This window comes from Sulfobacillus thermosulfidooxidans DSM 9293, from assembly GCF_900176145.1.
Taxonomy (GTDB): domain Bacteria; phylum Bacillota; class Sulfobacillia; order Sulfobacillales; family Sulfobacillaceae; genus Sulfobacillus; species Sulfobacillus thermosulfidooxidans.
The window spans coordinates 2,621,549-2,638,282 of record NZ_FWWY01000001.1 but is presented as its reverse complement, the minus strand read 5'-3'; the positions used below and the strand labels follow the sequence as shown (position 1 = coordinate 2,638,282).

Below are 16,734 nucleotides of genomic sequence, written 5' to 3'. Positions count from 1 at the left end.
AATCAGAAAGCCAGATTCATGATTTCAGGGAACTCCATCCGTCGAAGCCATCGTAGTCCTTTTATTTCTCACTAGCATATTTTTATCATCTGGTATGTACAAGGATGAAAAAATGTATCTATTCTTAATTTCGACAGATTTTAATCATCCGCTGATGAAAAGCCGTTGTCGTTGGCTTGGTTACGGTCATCTCGAGTGGAGAAAGGTGATGGGCCCCACTCGGATTATGGGACACTACGATTTCCGTATGTATTTCGCGGCACAGCATATTTAGATATTGATTGAGTGTGACGAACCTCGGGACCGAAGGGGTAGATATTCGCTGAAAGTCGTGTTGATCGAACCCACACTGTAAAGCGGTTACCACCGGATCAAATTAAGGTGGAACCCCTTTGTTAAGACAGATTTTTGAGCCCCAAAGTGTTGAGACGGGCCTCCTTTCTTTTGGTCTTCATTGAGGACATTATCCCCCCGTTTGGCGTGGGCCGCTTGTGGGCCCGCCGGCAAACGGGAGGCTCAACCCAAACGGCTGCCTATGGGGTCTCACCCGAATCCATGGGAAACATCTCCGATGGTTCTCTTCCCGTCAATCCGGGTCCGGTGACGGGAGGGCCAATACCAGGCGGCGGGTAGCGTATATCCCAATGCCTGGTGAAGTCAGGGATAGTTATACACTGTAAAATATCGGCTCAGGCCGGACCGTGCTTCCCGCGGTGAACGGTCATCGTGCAGGTAGATCCACGTCTTCATATTGCATACTCCGCCAAAGCCGTTCCGTCAACACGTTGTCCAACGCTTTTTTGTGCCACTCAACATGGGGGACAGTTTGCCGATTTTCGCCTAAAGTGCCGTCAACTGTTGTTGGTGGGCTGGGGCATGTTGTTAGAGCGCTTGAGACTCAGTAAACAACGGCGGAAAATGCTCGAACCTCCGGCGCTTCCCGCGATGCCAAGGGCAGGGATGAATGCCGTATTCGGCAGCAATCTGGCCAACCGTTTTTTCTTCCTTGAGCATTTCGAGCACCGCTGGGCTCTTGGAGTTAGCCGACAGCGCAAGTAACACGACCCGCTTGTTCTTCGGCCACCAACACAACACTCTTGGCCATCATCTTATCGAACAGTGGAAATCCCAAAACCTGCAACCCTCTTAACGATTAAATCCGGCGAGTGAAAAAACCTATCCCATCACACTTTTAGCGGCTCTCACTCTCACTGGCACGGAAGTTACAGCATTTGGAAGACGGGATGATCGACAAGATCCCTTTGTGTGTTTATGCTACGATCTAAAATCATCTCTTATCATGCTTGCCGTCCTATACAAACAATCGCCTTGCCTGATCACCCGGAAATTTCCACTAAATCACAAACGTTTCCCAAGTGGGCTGGTTCTCCGTAAATCGGGCGAGAAGAAACGGACGGATATCGACAAACGGCTCTTCCCCCGCAATCAATTCAGCTATCACTCGACCGGCAGCCGGAGAATGCATAAAGCCATGGCCGCTAAAACCGTTGGCACAATAAAATCCAGACAAACCCGGCACTTCACCGATAATGGCCGAATCATCGGGAGAAACTTCATATAATCCCGCCCAACCGCGCAAAATGGCCGCATGGTTCAATGCGGGGACCCAGCGCAATAAGGTGTCAATCAGTTTTTCCAATACCTGATGATCCGTTTCGGTGTGATAACTACTCGGTTCATCGGGATCCGACATCCCCAACAAAACGCTATCCCCTTCCCGGCGAAGATAAGAGGTCGTCTCCAAGTCCAAAGTCATCGGCATCATTGGAGGAAGGTCCATAAAAGGTGTCGTGATATAAATACTGCGGCGGTATGGACGCACGGGAATCTCCACTCCGGCCATCTGTCCTATCGTGCTGGCGTAAGGACCTGCAGCATTGACAACCACGGGGCCGGTAATGACTCCTTTGGTCGTTGTAACGCCCATGATCTGATCATGGTGCGCCATAATCCCGGTAACTTGTTCGCCGAGCCGAATGGTAACGCCGAGATCCCTAGCCCGTTTAGCAAACCCATAAAGAACCGCGCCGGGATCGGCAACGCCATCCTCTGGGCAAAACGTTGCTCCCACGAGGTCTGGAATTTTCACATAAGGAAAGCGGTAAAAGACCTCTTGCGGTGCTAGACATTTTACGGGAACGCCTAAGGATTGCTGCATTAAGGATAAATCCTGCATAACCTTCCACTGGCCAGGATCTCGAGTCAAAAACAGATAACCACATGGATTGAAAGACGCTGAAATCCCGAACAGGTCATCAAAATGGCGAAACATTTCGAGGCCATACTGCGAAAATTTTACAGCGCTGGGATGAGAAAATTCGAGACGTACCCCACCGGCACTGCGTCCTGACGAGCCGTGGCCCCATAAAGATTCCTTCTCAATCACCACCACATGTGAAATCCCTTTGCTGGCTACATGATATGCAATAGATAAGCCAATGAGCCCCGCGCCAATGATAATCACGTCAGCTGTATCCGCCATCGCGTCTCCTCTTTTCCTGCATTTCCCATCATTATTTTGACATCACTAAACATTCGGCACAGGATAAATCAAAGACTGCGGAGCCAACACTTTTCATAACCGTAATCCCAGGCATTGGTCCATCATGCGCTGCACTCGCCAAAGGCCGAACGCGTGTCAGATCGAGAAGACCCTCTGCCGCTGGAATGAGATAATCCCCCGCTTCTTGGAGACACGCCGGGAGAAAATCGGCATATAAGGTCGCCTTGGCCACAATATCACTAGACAATTCCCGGGTATGGGGCAAATACGCACCCATGGCATTAATGAGCACAGTCTTTTTAATCATCTGGGCGTTAAATAAGGGTTCCGGAGAGGATGTGACTGTGGTAATCACGTCCGCATCGGCCAGTGCCTCCTCAATCACCTCGTGGACCCTCACAGACAGATGAGAAAATTGCGGAAGGGCACAAAGCTTCTCTTGGAGCGCATAGGCTGCTTTAGGTGTCCGGTTCCACAAACGCATCGTCTTGACGCCCTTCAGCCGAGCGAGAGCCTTGGCGTGATAATAGGCTTCAAAACCTGCGCCAATAATACAGTGACACGTTTTAGACATACTCAGCCACTCGGTTGCGAGCGCCGCGATGGCTGCGGTGCGTAATCCGGTAAAGGTGGCACCATCCGCCACCGCCATAACTTCCCCATCATGGCGGTAAATGCTGACGGAACCGTTTAAGACCGGTGTCCCGTTCCCTCTCATCTTATTCTCTGGCCGTTCGTAAAGAACTTTAACCAAGGAGAGACTCAGATCCTGCCAGCTTGCTGCCATTAAAATCAGATGCCCTTTGTCATCGGACTGGACAATGCGCACAGGTTCACCAGCCAAGGGAACAGTAAGTCGCTTAGCCAAATGCCGCCTTAAGATCTCATCATCAAGCTGTGCTTCCAGATCCTGGGGACCAAACCACATCGACAGCCCTCCCACGTTCCGATTTGGTCGTCTGCAACCAGCGGTCATGACGTCTTCTCTTCAATCTAACGCGATTTAGTCACTTCTTAATAGAGCCATAAGAACAATTGGAAAGACTGATCAGGCAAAACTTCTACATGAAGACTTGCGTCAAAAATCTTTGGTCCACACTCAATGGATTAATTTGGCCATCATATATTCATCCACAAATTGCCCATCCGCATAACGAATCGCATGACGACGTAATCCTTCAACGACAAAACCCATTTTATGATATAAGGCGATAGCTCGACGGTTTGAGACCATGACTTCTAACTCTAAGCGGTGAAGCCCACGCTCTTTGGCCCAAGCTTCGACTTTTTCGAACAACTGGGTGCCTATTCCCTGTCCCCAATACTCCTGTAAAATCCCAATGACAATCAAAGCCGAATGAGCGAGCCGGCGCGGAGTCTGGCCCCGAGCCCGGAGAAAGCCCACTAATGTGCCTTCGGCATTTTCGACAACCCAAAAGACATTGTGTGGCTGGTCAATGAACGGCAAAATACGTTTTTCCCATTCCACCACACTGTCTGACAACTCTCCGGGCTCCATTAGCATAAACCGTGTCTCGCGGTCCAAAGCTTTTTGCAAATTCATAACTTTGGCTGCATCCGTTTTTTCGACCAACCGAATGGTCCACACATCCTATCCTCCCCACGCTCGCCATCTGTTCCCTCGGTCAACGACAAATTATTTCGTGACATCTGAGTCAGCGGTAAACAAAAAAGGCATAGGTCACGCTCAAACGAGAAGGTCTCATGGGCACCCAATCATTACAAGATTTATAGAGGAGTTCTGAACAGAAAGGTTTCCTCAAGCCCTTAGATACGCCAAGCTCTGGTCAAAAACCTAAGAATCCCCCAAGGAATTTGAATTCTGACGAGAGAGGGACAATTCAGGACTCAAATAGTGATACCATTTGTCCGCCCATTTCTGGACTTGATCCATCACGGGTTCTAGTTCACGGCCTTTATCGGTCAGCTCATATTCCACGCGCACGGGCGTTTCTGGATAGACGATACGCTTTACGATACCTTCCGCTTCGAGGGCTTTAAGTCGTTCCGCTAACATCCGGTCGCTTAAATGGGGAATCATTTGGGTAATGTCCGAAAACCGGCGTTGTCCCGAAAGAAGAGCACGAATAATCAAGCCTGTCCATCTTTGCCCCAACAAGGCGAAAGCTGCTTCAAATTTGGGGCATATTTTCAGATCATCCATCTTGATCCCTTCTTTCTGTCTCTTATTTTACCATAGCTATTGACAATAGATAAGCGACTTACTATCATTACCTTTGTAAAGACACTTATTTTACGTTAGTTAATAACATTAAGGAGGTGGATGGATGAATATCGCGTTAGCTCTTGTGCGGATTGTTATCGGCCTGACCTATGCAGGTCATGGCAGTCAAAAATTATTTGGCTGGTTCGGTGGTTACGGCTTAACCGGTACGGGCCAGTGGATGGAATCGCTCGGACTCAAACCGGGTAAGCTTATGGCCTTGTTAGCAGGATTGGCTGAACTGATTGGGGGACTCTTATTGGCCACGGGCAGTCTATTGCCTATTGCCGCGACGCTGTTAATTGTCACCATGTTGGTGGCTATCATCACGGTACACCGGAAAAACGGGTATTGGGTCACACAAAATGGGTTCGAATATCCGCTGATTCTTATTGTTGTCATTCTGGCGGTGACCCTTATTGGTCCCGGTTCTTACGCGATTCACCTATTCTCATAAGATTTTAACCGCATATCCGCACCGGGCGAGAGGTCATCACGAATCGGCCCGGTGTCTATTTGTGGTAAAATATTTCATAAAGACATATTTTTCTCTATGTCGGAGCGGAGGGAATCGTGGTGAATCCTGAAAGTCGTGGTCTCCGAAAGGTTATAGTGTGGCTGTTCGGTGCCGTGCTTATTGCAATTTTAGCGCTCCAAAATCAACATCCTGTCTCATTACATGTCTTTTTCTGGCAACTCCCGCACATTTCTTTAGCGTTGGTCGTATTGTTAAGTTTATTGCTGGGCGCCAGCATTGGTGCCGGTGGCATGTTATGGGACCGCTACAAGTCCACGAATCGTTCTAAACATCTTGCTCCTACGTTAGGCGATGAGTCCTCCTCGGTATTGCCTCCGTCCTCGATAGAAGGCATGCCAGACGATTCCCCCACTGCCCCCACAGATTCCACTCCACAATAGAAATAAAAGCTAATCACGAAACGATGATGTCTTCCTGGCATCTCAAAGCGCCTTTTCACGCCTTCTGCGCCCCTGACGAGACTCAGCCTACAAATGAGTCCAAAGTCACCATAGAGTGCGTGATACAATGAGGGGTGGCGTGGCACACTGGCATTAGCCACGGTACCATCTAAAGGTCCGGTCATACCGGTAAAGGGAGCGCCATCGAGATGAAAGCCAAGTGGATAGCCAGCATAATGGCAGCCAATCTTTTGGGGGTGATTGCAGGATGTGGAGTAGAACAAAGTAACGTGTCCCCCCCATCGGTATTGCTCGCCAAACATCCCGCTAATAACAACAAGTTTCCCGGCGGCATTTCCCAAGACGTCGTGCTTTCGCCTACGCGTCCTGCTACCGAAGTCTTGCCACAAACCGTACGGCGCTTGTTACCGGCTTATGTTGCCGATGGCTTATCCATAAATCTTCCGGACTTTTCTCCTCAATATCCGGGACGAGCCCACCTTCCTGTGAAGCAATTAATTCCTGAGATATTTGGAGTGTCTATCCACCAGGTGCCGTGGTATTACCAGGGAACCACGACCCCCAACAATCCGATGTTACTGATGGTGGATACCGTGAACAATCTTGCCTATCCCAGTCGGTTTGACCTCGTATCTCGGGATGTGCTAAAAGGCGCGGGAACAATTTTTCAGTCCTCGAATCTCAACACCATCGATCAAGAACTACACGGGAGTATTGCAGACCAAAATCCCGGATTTCAGAATCTCTATATCCCCACGTTATTTACCGAGACCATGGGCGTCAAAGGCTTCCAACAAACGAATCCCCATGCTATCCATATTGTGAGTGTGGGCACGAACTTTTTGGCTCCGACGTATTCCGCGTCTACCCACGGACCCGTCGCTTACACCGTTTTTCACGCCTATTCTCCTGGGGAAAACGGTGCACCCCAAGTCCAACTTCCCCATGGTTATGAACTCGAACAAGGTCCTGGCACCATTTTAGTGGGGCAACCCTTGTCGACTATTGTATTCCGAGACGGTCAAAAATGGGCGGAAGGCTATATTCAATGGACATTTATCGAAGCCTATACCAATAAAGGATGGTATGTGGTGTTTCTTGGTCTCAATCCCGTTCCTCAAAACATGGGAAAAAGTCCTGTGCCCTCTTCAAATCCCCAACCTGCGCGCTTGTTATCCTAAATCCATACGGAATAAAGTGGAAGGGGTGGCATGACACAGTGAGGGCGTCTATCAAATAGAATGGAACACCTATGGCTTTTTCCTATAATCAACCCCGTTGCCATTTATTTATCGCCATTCTACACTGAAGACTATAGAGTGTATCCCTAATCCCTACACGTCTTTCAAGGAGATAATGATGCACATCCACCAAGGCGATTTCATCCTTCGTCCTTTAGATCCTGAGGATATCCATTACCTTTACCGCTGGTTGACAGATGACTGCGTCTTAGAATTCTATGAGGGACGTGATAAACGCTTTACCCGCGAGATGATCCAAGAAAAGTATTTGACCCCGAGTTCTCGCCCGATATACCGAGAACTTGTTCTCTGGCAGGGTCTCCCCATCGGCTATATGCAAATCTACCCCTTATCGGTAGAAGAATATGAAACCTATGGATATTCCTTATTCGAGCACATCATCGGCATGGACCAGTTTATCGGTGAGGTCACGTTATGGAATCAAGGAATCGGCACGGGATTGATACAAACGGTGTGCCAGTGGCTCGAAGCGCATCAAGAGGTGGATTGTCTTGTTATGGATCCTCGAGCTGATAATTTGCGTGCCATTCATGTCTATGAAAAATGCGGATTTCGTAAAGTCAAATATCTCCTCAATCACGAATATCATGAGGGCATACAACATGACTGCTGGCTCATGGAACGACGACATAAAGAGAACCCCTTCCCCACAAATTCCTAAGAGATGTCTTGACGCAATGCAAGAAACATACAGGCAAGGCGGATTAACATCATTTCCCGGTCATCATTCACATCGGTCCCGGTTAATGCCGCAATTTTTTCAATGCGGTAGCGGATGGTATTCGGGTGCATTTTGAGTCGTTGACTGGCCACCGAAAACGAGCGATGGGAAAAGATCCAGGTATTTAATGTCGTGATCAACATCGCATCGTCTTCGATCGGCCCCAAAACCTTGGTCACAAACTCATCTTGCACCTGTTGGGGTAGCGCATCCAAAATTTTTATTTCCGGAAAGTTGCGCGCGTCGACCGAGTCACTATCTGGGGGAACGACCGTGGGGAAATGCTGCAAATAACGCCAGACACTTAACAACATCCGCAGAGCTTTTGGCATGTCCCGAGGATGCTGATAGGTTTCGCCCCGAATGCTCACCCATCCTCTAGGGAAAGCCGCATATGCATGAACTCTCCCGCCACCTAACCCTATCGGGTTGAGGTGGGGGTTTCCCGGATCACTCCGCGAAGTTCCTGGTTCTGCGACCTGTGCATGTCCGTCTTTGACGGAGCACGTCTTATGTGAGTCTCCCCAGGCGTGACTTCGGACCGTTCCGGCCCTAGTGTCCGAAAAATCCGCGTCGTTTTACGCGATGTCGTAAGCGGTTCTCCGGACAGGAGTTTCTGAATCCCGCGTTTTTTGATCACGCGGGCGGCATTGTGGTCCGCATTGTCCCTGTGTCCGCAGCGTTGACAGACAAACGCAGCCTGTGAAGGCCGATTGTCCGGGGCAGTGAATGTACACTCAGCACATTCCTGCGAACTGTGTTGGGGCGGAACCGTGATGACGAGTTTGCCTCGGCGCCGTGCTTTATAGCGCGTGAACATGACCACCTGGCCCCATGCCGAGGCGAGAATAGCCCGGTTCAGGCCCGCTTTCGCGGCCCGCCCGTTGGGCAGAAAATGGCCTTGGGCGTCTTTTTTTGCTTTGGGCCGTTTGGTCATCTGCTGGATAGGCAGATTCTCAAAGACGTACAGGTCGTAGGCTGCGTGGACCACAAGCGCGTGACTGGTCTGATGCGCATACTCGTGTCGGACGTTCTTTTCGTACTGGGGGTAGTGAGCCACTTTTCGGTAGGCTTTCTTCTGATTTTGCGATCCTTTTTTTCTGCGGGCAGCCCGTCGTTGCCAGCGTCGGTGCTGCCGCCGCGCTTTCTGGATTCGGGTTTGCTGCACCGGTAGGAGATCAAACACGTGACCGTCGGAGGTCATGAGGGGCTTGGCAATCCCGCGATCTCCGCCGAGCGTGCGCTCGGCGAGTTGGTCAGCAGAGAGGTGCCGTAAATCCTCGGCGATGCGTTCGGTTGCCGCGTCTCCCTCCTTGCCGGGAATCGTGACGGTCAGATCCTCCGCCGCAAACGAGAGCCACCACTGCCCCCCTTCGATGGCAAGATATATCGAAGCCGGCACAGCGTGCGGCCGATGGGCCACATACGGGATGATCCCGACGGGAAATTTGTCGGTACCGACATGCAGGTGATACCCGCACACCGCGCCGGGGGTGTCATCGACTATCGGACGAAATTCGAACAACTCCGAGGTCAGCCAGACACTTTGTCGCCCGGATTTCCGCTTCATCTTTGGGCGACCACTCAGTTTCTGAAAAAACCGTTGATAGGCTTGTCGCCAGCGCACCGCGCCATTGCGCAACACTGGGGAGGGCACTTGGCGGAGGAATGCGGTCTTTGCCGTAATGAAGCGGCTGTACTGTTGGTCGACAGGAATGTCTTCGCCCACAGTCCCGACCATCCGCCGCTGAAATCGGCGAAAATAGCGATCTTCTTGCACTTTGGCGTTGTAGATGAGGCGTTGACACCCGATCCACTGGAGCAAGATCGGCTCCTGCTCTGGACTCGGATACAGGCGAAACTTATACCCGTTCAGCATGCCCTCACCTCCTTGCGTTGATTCGGACGTCTATTATATCATTAAGCTACTATGAATGACACAGAAATGATGTCTGCCTCACATGCAGTGTACTCTCTTCGGCTACATATCGTCTTCGTGACCAAATATCGAAGGAAGACATTAACGTCAGAACTCCTCGCGGCCTTGCGAGAGGCGTTCGCAGAAATCCTGAACGACTGGCGCTGTACCCTGATTGAGTTCGGGGGGGAAGCAGATCATGTCCATTTGCTGGTGGGTATCCATCCTGCGCTGAACCTGTCTACCTTGATTAACAATCTTAAGTCCGCCAGTGCGCGGCGGATGCGCAATCGATTTGCCGATCATTTGGCGAAATTCTATTGGAAGCCATACTTCTGGCATCGCGCATATTATGTCGGGAGCGTCGGTGAAGCCTCGCTGGAGACGGTGAAACGTTACGTCGAAGCCCAAGGGACGCAAGAAAAACCCCGCAAGGCGGCCAAGAGGCCGCCGCCCGCTTGACCCCCTCTTGGCTATCGCCTAAGAAGGGGCATGCGCGGGCATTGTGTTCAAGCGTATTCCACCATTGTTCACTAATATCTTCGGTTAAGATAGCAACCAAAGTGTTTTGCATGAGAGTATAGGGCACATGGTAGCTCATGAGCCATTCCGTCAAAGGCCTCAACAGCGTGTCTGATAAAGCGCTTTGTCTCCACGCGCTAGTAACACCATTTGCCACATTGGATGAGAAAAATGATATGACTTGATGAGCGCATTAACCGCAAACTGATTACCTTCTAAGAGACGGTGAAAAAGATCGGATTGACTATGCAAACGTTCTTGTTCCACCGCTTGCCGCCTTAAAAGCTCAATAGCGAAAAGGACCCGAGCCTGGTCAATAGCGGCGCGCTCAATGGGGTCGACAGTCTTTCCCCCGATGACAAGTTGTCCCAGAACCTGTCGGCCTGCCACGATGGGATAGGAATGAATGATATCGCCCTGTTCACCAACCCGAGCCAAAACCTGGTGGCTCATGTCGTAAACCGTAACCGAGCTATGAATTTGACGCCATAAGGTTCGGGCTAAACCCGCTAAACTGTTTTCTTCACTGACCAGATTGGCCAATAATTGTTTTTGCAGGTGCAATGTCTTTTGTAGATCACGCGACACAGCGAGCCTGCGGGCGTGCTCCTTGGCATTGGCTACGGCCACCGCGGAATGATCGGCCAAGGCTTTTGCCACAGCCAAATCGGTTTCATTGAAATCGCGGTCTGTATCATAATTATCGATGACTAAAACTCCCACCGTTTCCTGTCCGACAATGAGAGGGACGGCAATGGAGCTACGAACCGGATTCGTAGGGCGTCTTACCGCCTCGCGAACGAGATTGTCATGTTCAGGGCTTAAATTATCCTGGGCTTCCTTGATTTCCTTGGGCGTCCGCAACAAAATGGGTTGACGCCCCACAAAAGCTTTGCCGGTCAATGATTCCCCAGGACGGAGCCGGACCTGTTTCATCACCTTCATATCGAAGCCGACGCCGCCGACCGGTTTGAGCACATTGTCCTCAGCATCATATAAAAATACACAAGCAAAATCTGCCCCCGGAATCAACTCAAGACTGCTTTGGAGGATATCGTGCAAGACGCCATCCAAATCCCGGCGAGCAATGAGAGTTTTTGCAATCTGTAACAATTTAGCTAAAGTCTCTGGCGAAATCTCATGTTGCACCATAACAATCCTCGATGTGTCTTAGAGTGACGAAGAAATTGAATCCGTCCTGCCAATGCGAGATGATAGCGATCCTATCCGGACAAGTGGGAAGATTGGCTTTCGTTAGGGCGTGACGGGAGAAGTGTTCGTTGTGAGCCAATCGTCTTTTAAGAGGCCATAAACCACGTGATCGACATAATGATCATATAGCCATTCAGTTTGGCGTAACACCCCTTCTTGCCGAAATCCGAGTCGTTCCGGAATCGCCCGGCTTTTCATATTGTCCACGGCCGCCTGAATTTCCACGCGGTGCAAATCATATTCCTCAAACAAAATCCGAATGAGGGCACCACAAGCTTGAGTCATGATACCGTGTCCTTGAAATTTTTCTCCTAGCCAATACCCGAGACTTGTTGTCCGGTTCGTCCAATTAATGAAATGGATCCCCACCACACCCGCAAATTGTTGACGGTACCAAATGCCTATTTCGCCGCCGTTGTTGTGAGCATAACGGGCAAGCCCTGACTCAATAAACTGGATAATATCTTGAACGGAGTGAACATTATCCAAAAACGGCAACCATCGCCTTAAATAACTTTCGGATTCGCGTAAAACAGCATAGAGGGGCTCGGCATCGCGCACCTCTAACAACCGTAACGACACATCCTCATTAATAGGATAAGAAAACATCTGACACCTCCTAACAAAATTTCACGCTCGTTAAGCCGTCGTCATCACCATCTGTCCAGATTTTTGAGCGGGGGAAAACTTAGAACGTTTCCCGGTGCCCTTGAATATATTCCAGTGCCAGCCGTATCCCCGCGTGCGGATCAAACCCGTAACCGCTTAAGGTTTCATAGGTTAGAGGAAATTTTGGACTCAAAACCGTCCCTATCTCAGGATTCTCCGGAAATAGCCAGCTTTCTTTATAGGAAATGGTTCCCCGGCACTGCGAATGGGGAAGCTCAAAATGCAATACATCAATAAAACAGTTGCCGGCTTGTGCAGGCGCCACACCAAAATGTCGGGCGCCATGGCGCCACAACATCGCTGCGACATCAAATCCTGCACTATACGTATGGGCGCTTGTCACCATCAGAACCTGAGGACTCCAACGCTTTTTTTGAGTGCTTTGGGCTTGAACCCATTTGGCTAATGTGGGAATACCCTCTATCTCCTGTTCCCACTCTTTTTCTGCCTGTTTACGTGTAATGGGGTTAAGCCGTTGATGCTGCCGGTTCTGCCAGGCCCGTTTATCACGGAAATCATAGCCGCCCAATTTTAATGACGCTCCTTCTGGCAATGCGTGATAATTTTTCAGATATAACGGAGAATAACGGGGAACTTGGTAGCCACTCTCATCGTTCCAAAGTGCACGGGACCCATATAATGCATAGCGTAAAATGCTTTCCAATAAGGAGTGCCCGCCCGTCGCAAAGCGTAAATCGACAATTAACCACGACGTGTTATACGCCTGGGCTGCTTGAAACAACGTGTCGAGCGTCTCACAAGCCGAAGGGATACGTGCCAAAAGTTGTGGAACCGCCTCTTTTTGAAAAGGCTCATGAGGGAAATGCTGGGCCCACGCCTCTTGAATGGGACGCCAAAAGCCAGACATATACCAATCTTCAAACGCTTCCCGGTAATCCATTAATTCGCCAATGCGCAGGCAGGTAATATCGTGATCATCATTAACAAATCCCCAACTCATACCGCCAGACCCTATCTCAGGACAGTGAACCGCACTAGCAGGCGCCATAAGGGGATGATCATAGGCATTCCATAACCATTCGTAAATTGCGGGGGCTTGGTGATAAGCGGGCTTGAGTTCGACCTGTATCGTACTTGGTTCCTGGTCATAATCCAAAAGAGCGGCTAATAAAGGGCGCGAGGAGAGGGTCTTGGTCAACCGGCGAAGAGTGTCGATAAAATTGTCTGACCCCTGCAACTGACGTTGGCGGTCCAATAATAGGGACCACGGCACCCCATCAATTCCCGTCAGTTGTGCCCCGAGGAGTGGTAACCACTCGCTTTGACGAACCGATTCCACATAGAGTCCCTCACCCACTATGCCAAAGTTGGCTGGCCAGCGTCTGGCATCTGGCGGCTGTTTACAATAAATCGCGGTATGCCCGTCACCAAGTCGTGCCACAAAAGGACTAAGCAACCGCCAAAACTGCGTTGAAGACAACGTGCTGGGTAGTGAATCCAAAAGGCGATGGGCCGCATCATAAAAAGACACAGGACCGCCAAAGTGACGAAAAGGATCGGGATGGGTCTCGGCCAAGAGACGGACCAACTCGTCGAGATCCTCCGTCATCATTGAGCGCGTCAGTTCTTTCATTCTGTCCTCCCCTTTATCTTTCGCTATCTTGATATTCCTGTTATGGTTTTCTTCACCTCAAGTCAAAACTCCTCTTAAAACGTGGCCAATCGGACAAGAAAAAGACATTTCGTCCAATCCTTTTTAGACAAGATAACGGCAAGCGTTTCGGGAAACGAAAACTTAAGAAGACAGACGGCATCTCAAGGACATGAAAAGACCCCACGATAAAAGGACGTAGCGCCTTAATCATGGGATCCCCTTGCCATTTGATCTTTTGATCCTGTCCATATTCTAAAGCTTAAGCCGAAATCCGGTCGTCCAGATCGTTATCACGCGGCCCTCCACTCTTCTCTATCAAGTCTCTCGGCGTGGCGCATCTTGCACCTTAGCTCCAATCGTGCCCTTGAGCATTGATCCGTTGTCCCGCAATATTAAGCTCGTGATGAGCGTAAAATATTCGCCAGCTGTCCTTTCACCCGGTGCGCAAAATGGCGGTGCACCCGCTGCAACTCCATAGTTTGCTCTAATTGCCGGGCCATTTCCGGTAAGGGATGAGCTTTAAACCACTGAATGGTGCGTTCGGCCAACGAATCATCAATGATGGTGGGCAAGGCGTAGACGACAGGATGCATCATATAAGAGGGAAACTTGGCGGTAACGGCATCCCACTCATTCTCGAGCAACGTCCATGTCGTGTCCGCGACCTGGCGATTTTGTAATCCTTGGCCGATGGCATACAAGCCGTCTTGGATGCGCACTTCTTTTGACAGACAGAGTGAAAAGGTGTGGGTCATTAATACCGGATCTGGAAACTTCCCTAATGCCATAAGATAGCGTTCAGCATCTTGCGGAGTGTGGGCTTCTTGGAAATGGCGGTACATTTCTTCCCATTCGTGTTCTCCTCCGTTGTGGGCAACAACATCAACGACGGCAGAAATCAAGTCCGGGGATAATGATGTTTGACCCTGATAGTGGGCCGTTAATCGCGCTTTGGCTTCGGACCTCACCGCTTCATTGGCTCCTAATGTCCCGAGCATTCGCACCATTTGAGCCCTCAGGCGTCCCGTTTTGACGTCCTCATCGTCACGAGGCGTCCAACCCAGACGCTGGAATAAGGGAGCTGCCACCTCATTCACCAATTGAGCCAACAACTGACGGCCCTTATCATCGGCAATCCGGTCCAACAACATCATATGGCTAAAGATCAAGTTCCACACGTCGGGTTCCGTTTCATCCCCCAGGGAGTGCCACAATTGTACCGCTTGCGCTAATGGCACTTCATCCGCCAACACCTCAGCCCAAATGTCATCGGCTAATGATATCCGCTCTAAAGCCGTCATTTCTGGCAATGCCGCCATCAGGCGTTGCCACAACACCTCATCATAGGCTACACGATAAAATCCCCATCCCCCGCGGTTGACCATAAGCCACTCCATATCCTCGTCAACAGCCACACTTACGGACTCAGGGCCTAATAACAAAGACTGGGAGAGATCCGTGGTGCGAGTATGGATTCCTAATACGATGGGAACCTTCCATGTTCCTGTCCCTTCCCCGTCATACCGAAATGGTTTTTGAGTCAGGACAAGTTCATGGCGCCCGTGATTCCATGTGGCCCGCACCAAGGGATATCCGCCTTGAAAGACCCATGATTCCATGACTTCGCGGATGGGTTGACCAGATACGACTTCAAGACTATTCCATAAATCTTGAGTTTCCGTATTCCCATAGCGGTAGCGGTTGAGATAGGCTTTGACACCTTGACGAAACACTTCAGGGCTCAAATATTGCTCCATCATGCGAAGAACAGACGCCCCTTTTTCGTACGTTAAAACATCAAACATACCTTGGGCATCCGCTGGAGAAACGACCGGATATTCAACGGGACGAGTCGATGCCAAACCGTCAATCTTGAACGCATAGGCCCGGTGCACGCCAAAATTGGTCCACACATCCCATTCGGGATGCAAACTATCCGTTGCTAATAATTGCATGAAGGTGGCAAACGCTTCATTCAGCCATAGGCCATTCCACCAGCGCATGGTCACCATGTCTCCAAACCACATATGCGCTGTTTCATGAGCGATGGTGCTCACGACTTCCATTTTTTCCATCGGAGAGGATTGTACGGGATCAATTAACAAGGCCTCTTCCCGGTATGTAATACACCCTAAGTTTTCCATCGCGCCCGCGGCAAAATCCGGGATGGCCACATGATCGAGTTTGTCCCCGGGATAGGGAATGTCGAAATAGTGCTCAAAGAAATTGAGCGCGTTAACGGCAGAAGTGTGCGCATAACCCGTGAGAGCGGAAAACCCTGGACGTGCCGCCACTCGTACGGGAATTCGGTGGCCAGCCTCGGGTTCGGTTAATTCAAAGGGACCCACGATTAATGCCACTAAGTAGGTCGACATCGGAATGGTTTCCGCAAACTGCACATGCCGTTTCCCCGCCTCATCGACAATACTACTGACTTCCTGGGCGTTCGATAACGCCGTAAGATCCGCATCAACCACCAACGTGATGGCAAATGTCGCCTTAAAATCGGGTTCATCCCAACAGGGAAAAATCCGGCGGGCATCTGTCGCTTCACACTGTGTCGAGGCAATGACCAGCGTCTCCCCATTCTTTTGCTTTACGGTAGTCACATAAAATCCGCGAAGATCGTGACCTAACTGGCCATCAAAGGCTAAAGCCAATGTCCAGAGTCCCGGTGTCAACTCGCCAGCAAACTCAAGACGTACCCGTTCATATTCCCTTTCATAGATCACCGTACCTGGATAACTCTCGCCTGTACTCGCTGTCATCACGACATCTGATAGCGTCAAATTGACGGCATTCATGATAATGTGATCCGTGTTATGGGATATCTCGACATCGACCCGTAATAGCCCCTTGAACGTTTCAGCGGCTAAGTCGGGTGTTATCTCGATCTGATACCGGTGCGGAATAACGGTCCGGGGCAGCCGGTATTTCTGTGCATTTTCTGTCATGAAATCCCTCCTGGTCAAATCCTGCCCATTTTGAAATATCCTCAAGCATTACGGTATTCCCCATAATAATAAAAATCTCAGGGCTAAGGTCGCACGCTTCATCCAGGTAACCATATCCGGTTTGGCAAAACCACACCGAATACAATAGTCGTC

The 16,734-nt window shown here is 50.2% G+C and carries 15 protein-coding genes and 1 pseudogene; 5 read left to right on the top strand and 11 right to left on the bottom strand.

The features are described 5' to 3' along the window. Positions 1–586 precede the first annotated feature (586 nt). The 5 genes and pseudogenes from B8987_RS20260 to B8987_RS12970 all read right to left on the bottom strand — a co-directional run. Positions 587–799 (bottom strand): annotated as a pseudogene (locus B8987_RS20260) (integrase core domain-containing protein); the annotation flags it as partial. Between the two features lie 555 nt (positions 800–1,354). Beyond that, positions 1,355–2,503: an NAD(P)/FAD-dependent oxidoreductase gene (locus B8987_RS12985; RefSeq protein ID WP_020373730.1), complete on the bottom strand. Its 1,149-nt coding sequence runs from the start codon at positions 2,501–2,503 to the stop codon at positions 1,355–1,357. Positions 2,504–2,534: 31 nt separating this feature from the next. After that, positions 2,535–3,452, bottom strand: coding sequence for an ornithine cyclodeaminase family protein (locus tag B8987_RS12980; protein WP_020373729.1), 918 nt, complete (start codon positions 3,450–3,452; stop codon positions 2,535–2,537). Between the two features lie 171 nt (positions 3,453–3,623). Next, a complete protein-coding gene (locus tag B8987_RS12975) occupies positions 3,624–4,133 on the bottom strand; it encodes a GNAT family N-acetyltransferase (RefSeq protein WP_020373728.1) in 510 nt (169 codons plus the stop codon). A gap of 207 nt (positions 4,134–4,340) precedes the next feature. Then, positions 4,341–4,709, bottom strand: a complete 369-nt coding sequence (locus B8987_RS12970; protein ID WP_020373727.1) for a winged helix-turn-helix transcriptional regulator — start codon at positions 4,707–4,709, stop codon at positions 4,341–4,343. A 124-nt stretch (positions 4,710–4,833) separates the two neighbouring features. Here B8987_RS12970 and B8987_RS12965 point away from each other — a divergent pair, with 124 nt between their 5' ends. The 4 genes from B8987_RS12965 to B8987_RS12950 all read left to right on the top strand — a co-directional run bounded on the left by B8987_RS12965 (position 4,834) and on the right by B8987_RS12950 (position 7,631). Continuing rightward, positions 4,834–5,226 (top strand): DoxX family protein, encoded by a 393-nt coding sequence (locus B8987_RS12965; protein WP_020373726.1) that lies wholly within the window; start codon positions 4,834–4,836, stop codon positions 5,224–5,226. A 116-nt stretch (positions 5,227–5,342) separates the two neighbouring features. Next, complete coding sequence (locus tag B8987_RS12960; RefSeq protein ID WP_157782324.1) at positions 5,343–5,687, top strand: lipopolysaccharide assembly protein LapA domain-containing protein; 345 nt, start codon at positions 5,343–5,345, stop codon at positions 5,685–5,687. Between the two features lie 209 nt (positions 5,688–5,896). Further along, a complete protein-coding gene (locus B8987_RS12955; protein WP_020373724.1) occupies positions 5,897–6,889 on the top strand; it encodes a hypothetical protein in 993 nt (330 codons plus the stop codon). Between the two features lie 175 nt (positions 6,890–7,064). Beyond that, positions 7,065–7,631 (top strand): GNAT family N-acetyltransferase, encoded by a 567-nt coding sequence (locus tag B8987_RS12950; protein WP_026040522.1) that lies wholly within the window; start codon positions 7,065–7,067, stop codon positions 7,629–7,631. Here the strand turns inward: B8987_RS12950 and B8987_RS12945 are convergent. Further along, positions 7,628–8,062 carry a PucR family transcriptional regulator gene (locus B8987_RS12945; RefSeq protein ID WP_020373722.1) on the bottom strand — a complete coding sequence of 145 codons (435 nt, stop codon included), beginning with the start codon at positions 8,060–8,062 and terminating at the stop codon, positions 7,628–7,630. The two genes, B8987_RS12950 and B8987_RS12945, sit on opposite strands and share 4 nt — an antisense overlap. 50 nt (positions 8,063–8,112) lie before the next feature. Beyond that, positions 8,113–9,570: an RNA-guided endonuclease InsQ/TnpB family protein gene (locus B8987_RS12940; RefSeq protein ID WP_084661941.1), complete on the bottom strand. Its 1,458-nt coding sequence runs from the start codon at positions 9,568–9,570 to the stop codon at positions 8,113–8,115. 66 nt (positions 9,571–9,636) lie between these two features. On the opposite strand from B8987_RS12940, the gene tnpA reads away from it, so the two are divergent. Then, positions 9,637–10,071: an IS200/IS605 family transposase gene (gene tnpA / locus B8987_RS12935; protein ID WP_020373697.1), complete on the top strand. Its 435-nt coding sequence runs from the start codon at positions 9,637–9,639 to the stop codon at positions 10,069–10,071. Between the two features lie 159 nt (positions 10,072–10,230). Here the strand turns inward: tnpA and B8987_RS12930 are convergent, their stop codons facing one another. The 4 genes from B8987_RS12930 to B8987_RS12915 form a co-directional block, all read right to left on the bottom strand. After that, complete coding sequence (locus B8987_RS12930) at positions 10,231–11,283, bottom strand: GAF domain-containing protein (protein ID WP_020373696.1); 1,053 nt, start codon at positions 11,281–11,283, stop codon at positions 10,231–10,233. A 102-nt stretch (positions 11,284–11,385) separates the two neighbouring features. After that, positions 11,386–11,952 (bottom strand): GNAT family N-acetyltransferase, encoded by a 567-nt coding sequence (locus B8987_RS12925; RefSeq protein ID WP_020373695.1) that lies wholly within the window; start codon positions 11,950–11,952, stop codon positions 11,386–11,388. Positions 11,953–12,031: 79 nt separating this feature from the next. Further along, positions 12,032–13,606 carry a hypothetical protein gene (locus B8987_RS12920; RefSeq protein ID WP_020373694.1) on the bottom strand — a complete coding sequence of 525 codons (1,575 nt, stop codon included), beginning with the start codon at positions 13,604–13,606 and terminating at the stop codon, positions 12,032–12,034. 413 nt (positions 13,607–14,019) lie between these two features. Further along, a complete protein-coding gene (locus B8987_RS12915) occupies positions 14,020–16,581 on the bottom strand; it encodes a M1 family metallopeptidase (protein WP_020373693.1) in 2,562 nt (853 codons plus the stop codon). Between the last annotated feature and the right edge of the window lie 153 nt (positions 16,582–16,734).

What these genes read in the sequence shown, in the direction of transcription:
- B8987_RS12985 (WP_020373730.1), bottom strand. Translation starts at nt 2,503, where the DNA reads ATGGCGGATACAGCTGACGTGATTATCATTGGCGCGGGGCTCATTGGC.
- B8987_RS12980 (WP_020373729.1), bottom strand. Translation starts at nt 3,452, where the DNA reads ATGTGGTTTGGTCCCCAGGATCTGGAAGCACAGCTTGATGATGAGATC.
- B8987_RS12970 (WP_020373727.1), bottom strand. Translation starts at nt 4,709, where the DNA reads ATGGATGATCTGAAAATATGCCCCAAATTTGAAGCAGCTTTCGCCTTG.
- B8987_RS12965 (WP_020373726.1), top strand. Translation starts at nt 4,834, where the DNA reads ATGAATATCGCGTTAGCTCTTGTGCGGATTGTTATCGGCCTGACCTAT.
- B8987_RS12955 (WP_020373724.1), top strand. Translation starts at nt 5,897, where the DNA reads ATGAAAGCCAAGTGGATAGCCAGCATAATGGCAGCCAATCTTTTGGGG.
- B8987_RS12950 (WP_026040522.1), top strand. Translation starts at nt 7,065, where the DNA reads ATGATGCACATCCACCAAGGCGATTTCATCCTTCGTCCTTTAGATCCT.
- B8987_RS12940 (WP_084661941.1), bottom strand. Translation starts at nt 9,570, where the DNA reads ATGCTGAACGGGTATAAGTTTCGCCTGTATCCGAGTCCAGAGCAGGAG.
- tnpA (WP_020373697.1), top strand. Translation starts at nt 9,637, where the DNA reads ATGATGTCTGCCTCACATGCAGTGTACTCTCTTCGGCTACATATCGTC.
- B8987_RS12930 (WP_020373696.1), bottom strand. Translation starts at nt 11,283, where the DNA reads ATGGTGCAACATGAGATTTCGCCAGAGACTTTAGCTAAATTGTTACAG.
- B8987_RS12925 (WP_020373695.1), bottom strand. Translation starts at nt 11,952, where the DNA reads ATGTTTTCTTATCCTATTAATGAGGATGTGTCGTTACGGTTGTTAGAG.
- B8987_RS12920 (WP_020373694.1), bottom strand. Translation starts at nt 13,606, where the DNA reads ATGAAAGAACTGACGCGCTCAATGATGACGGAGGATCTCGACGAGTTG.
- B8987_RS12915 (WP_020373693.1), bottom strand. Translation starts at nt 16,581, where the DNA reads ATGACAGAAAATGCACAGAAATACCGGCTGCCCCGGACCGTTATTCCG.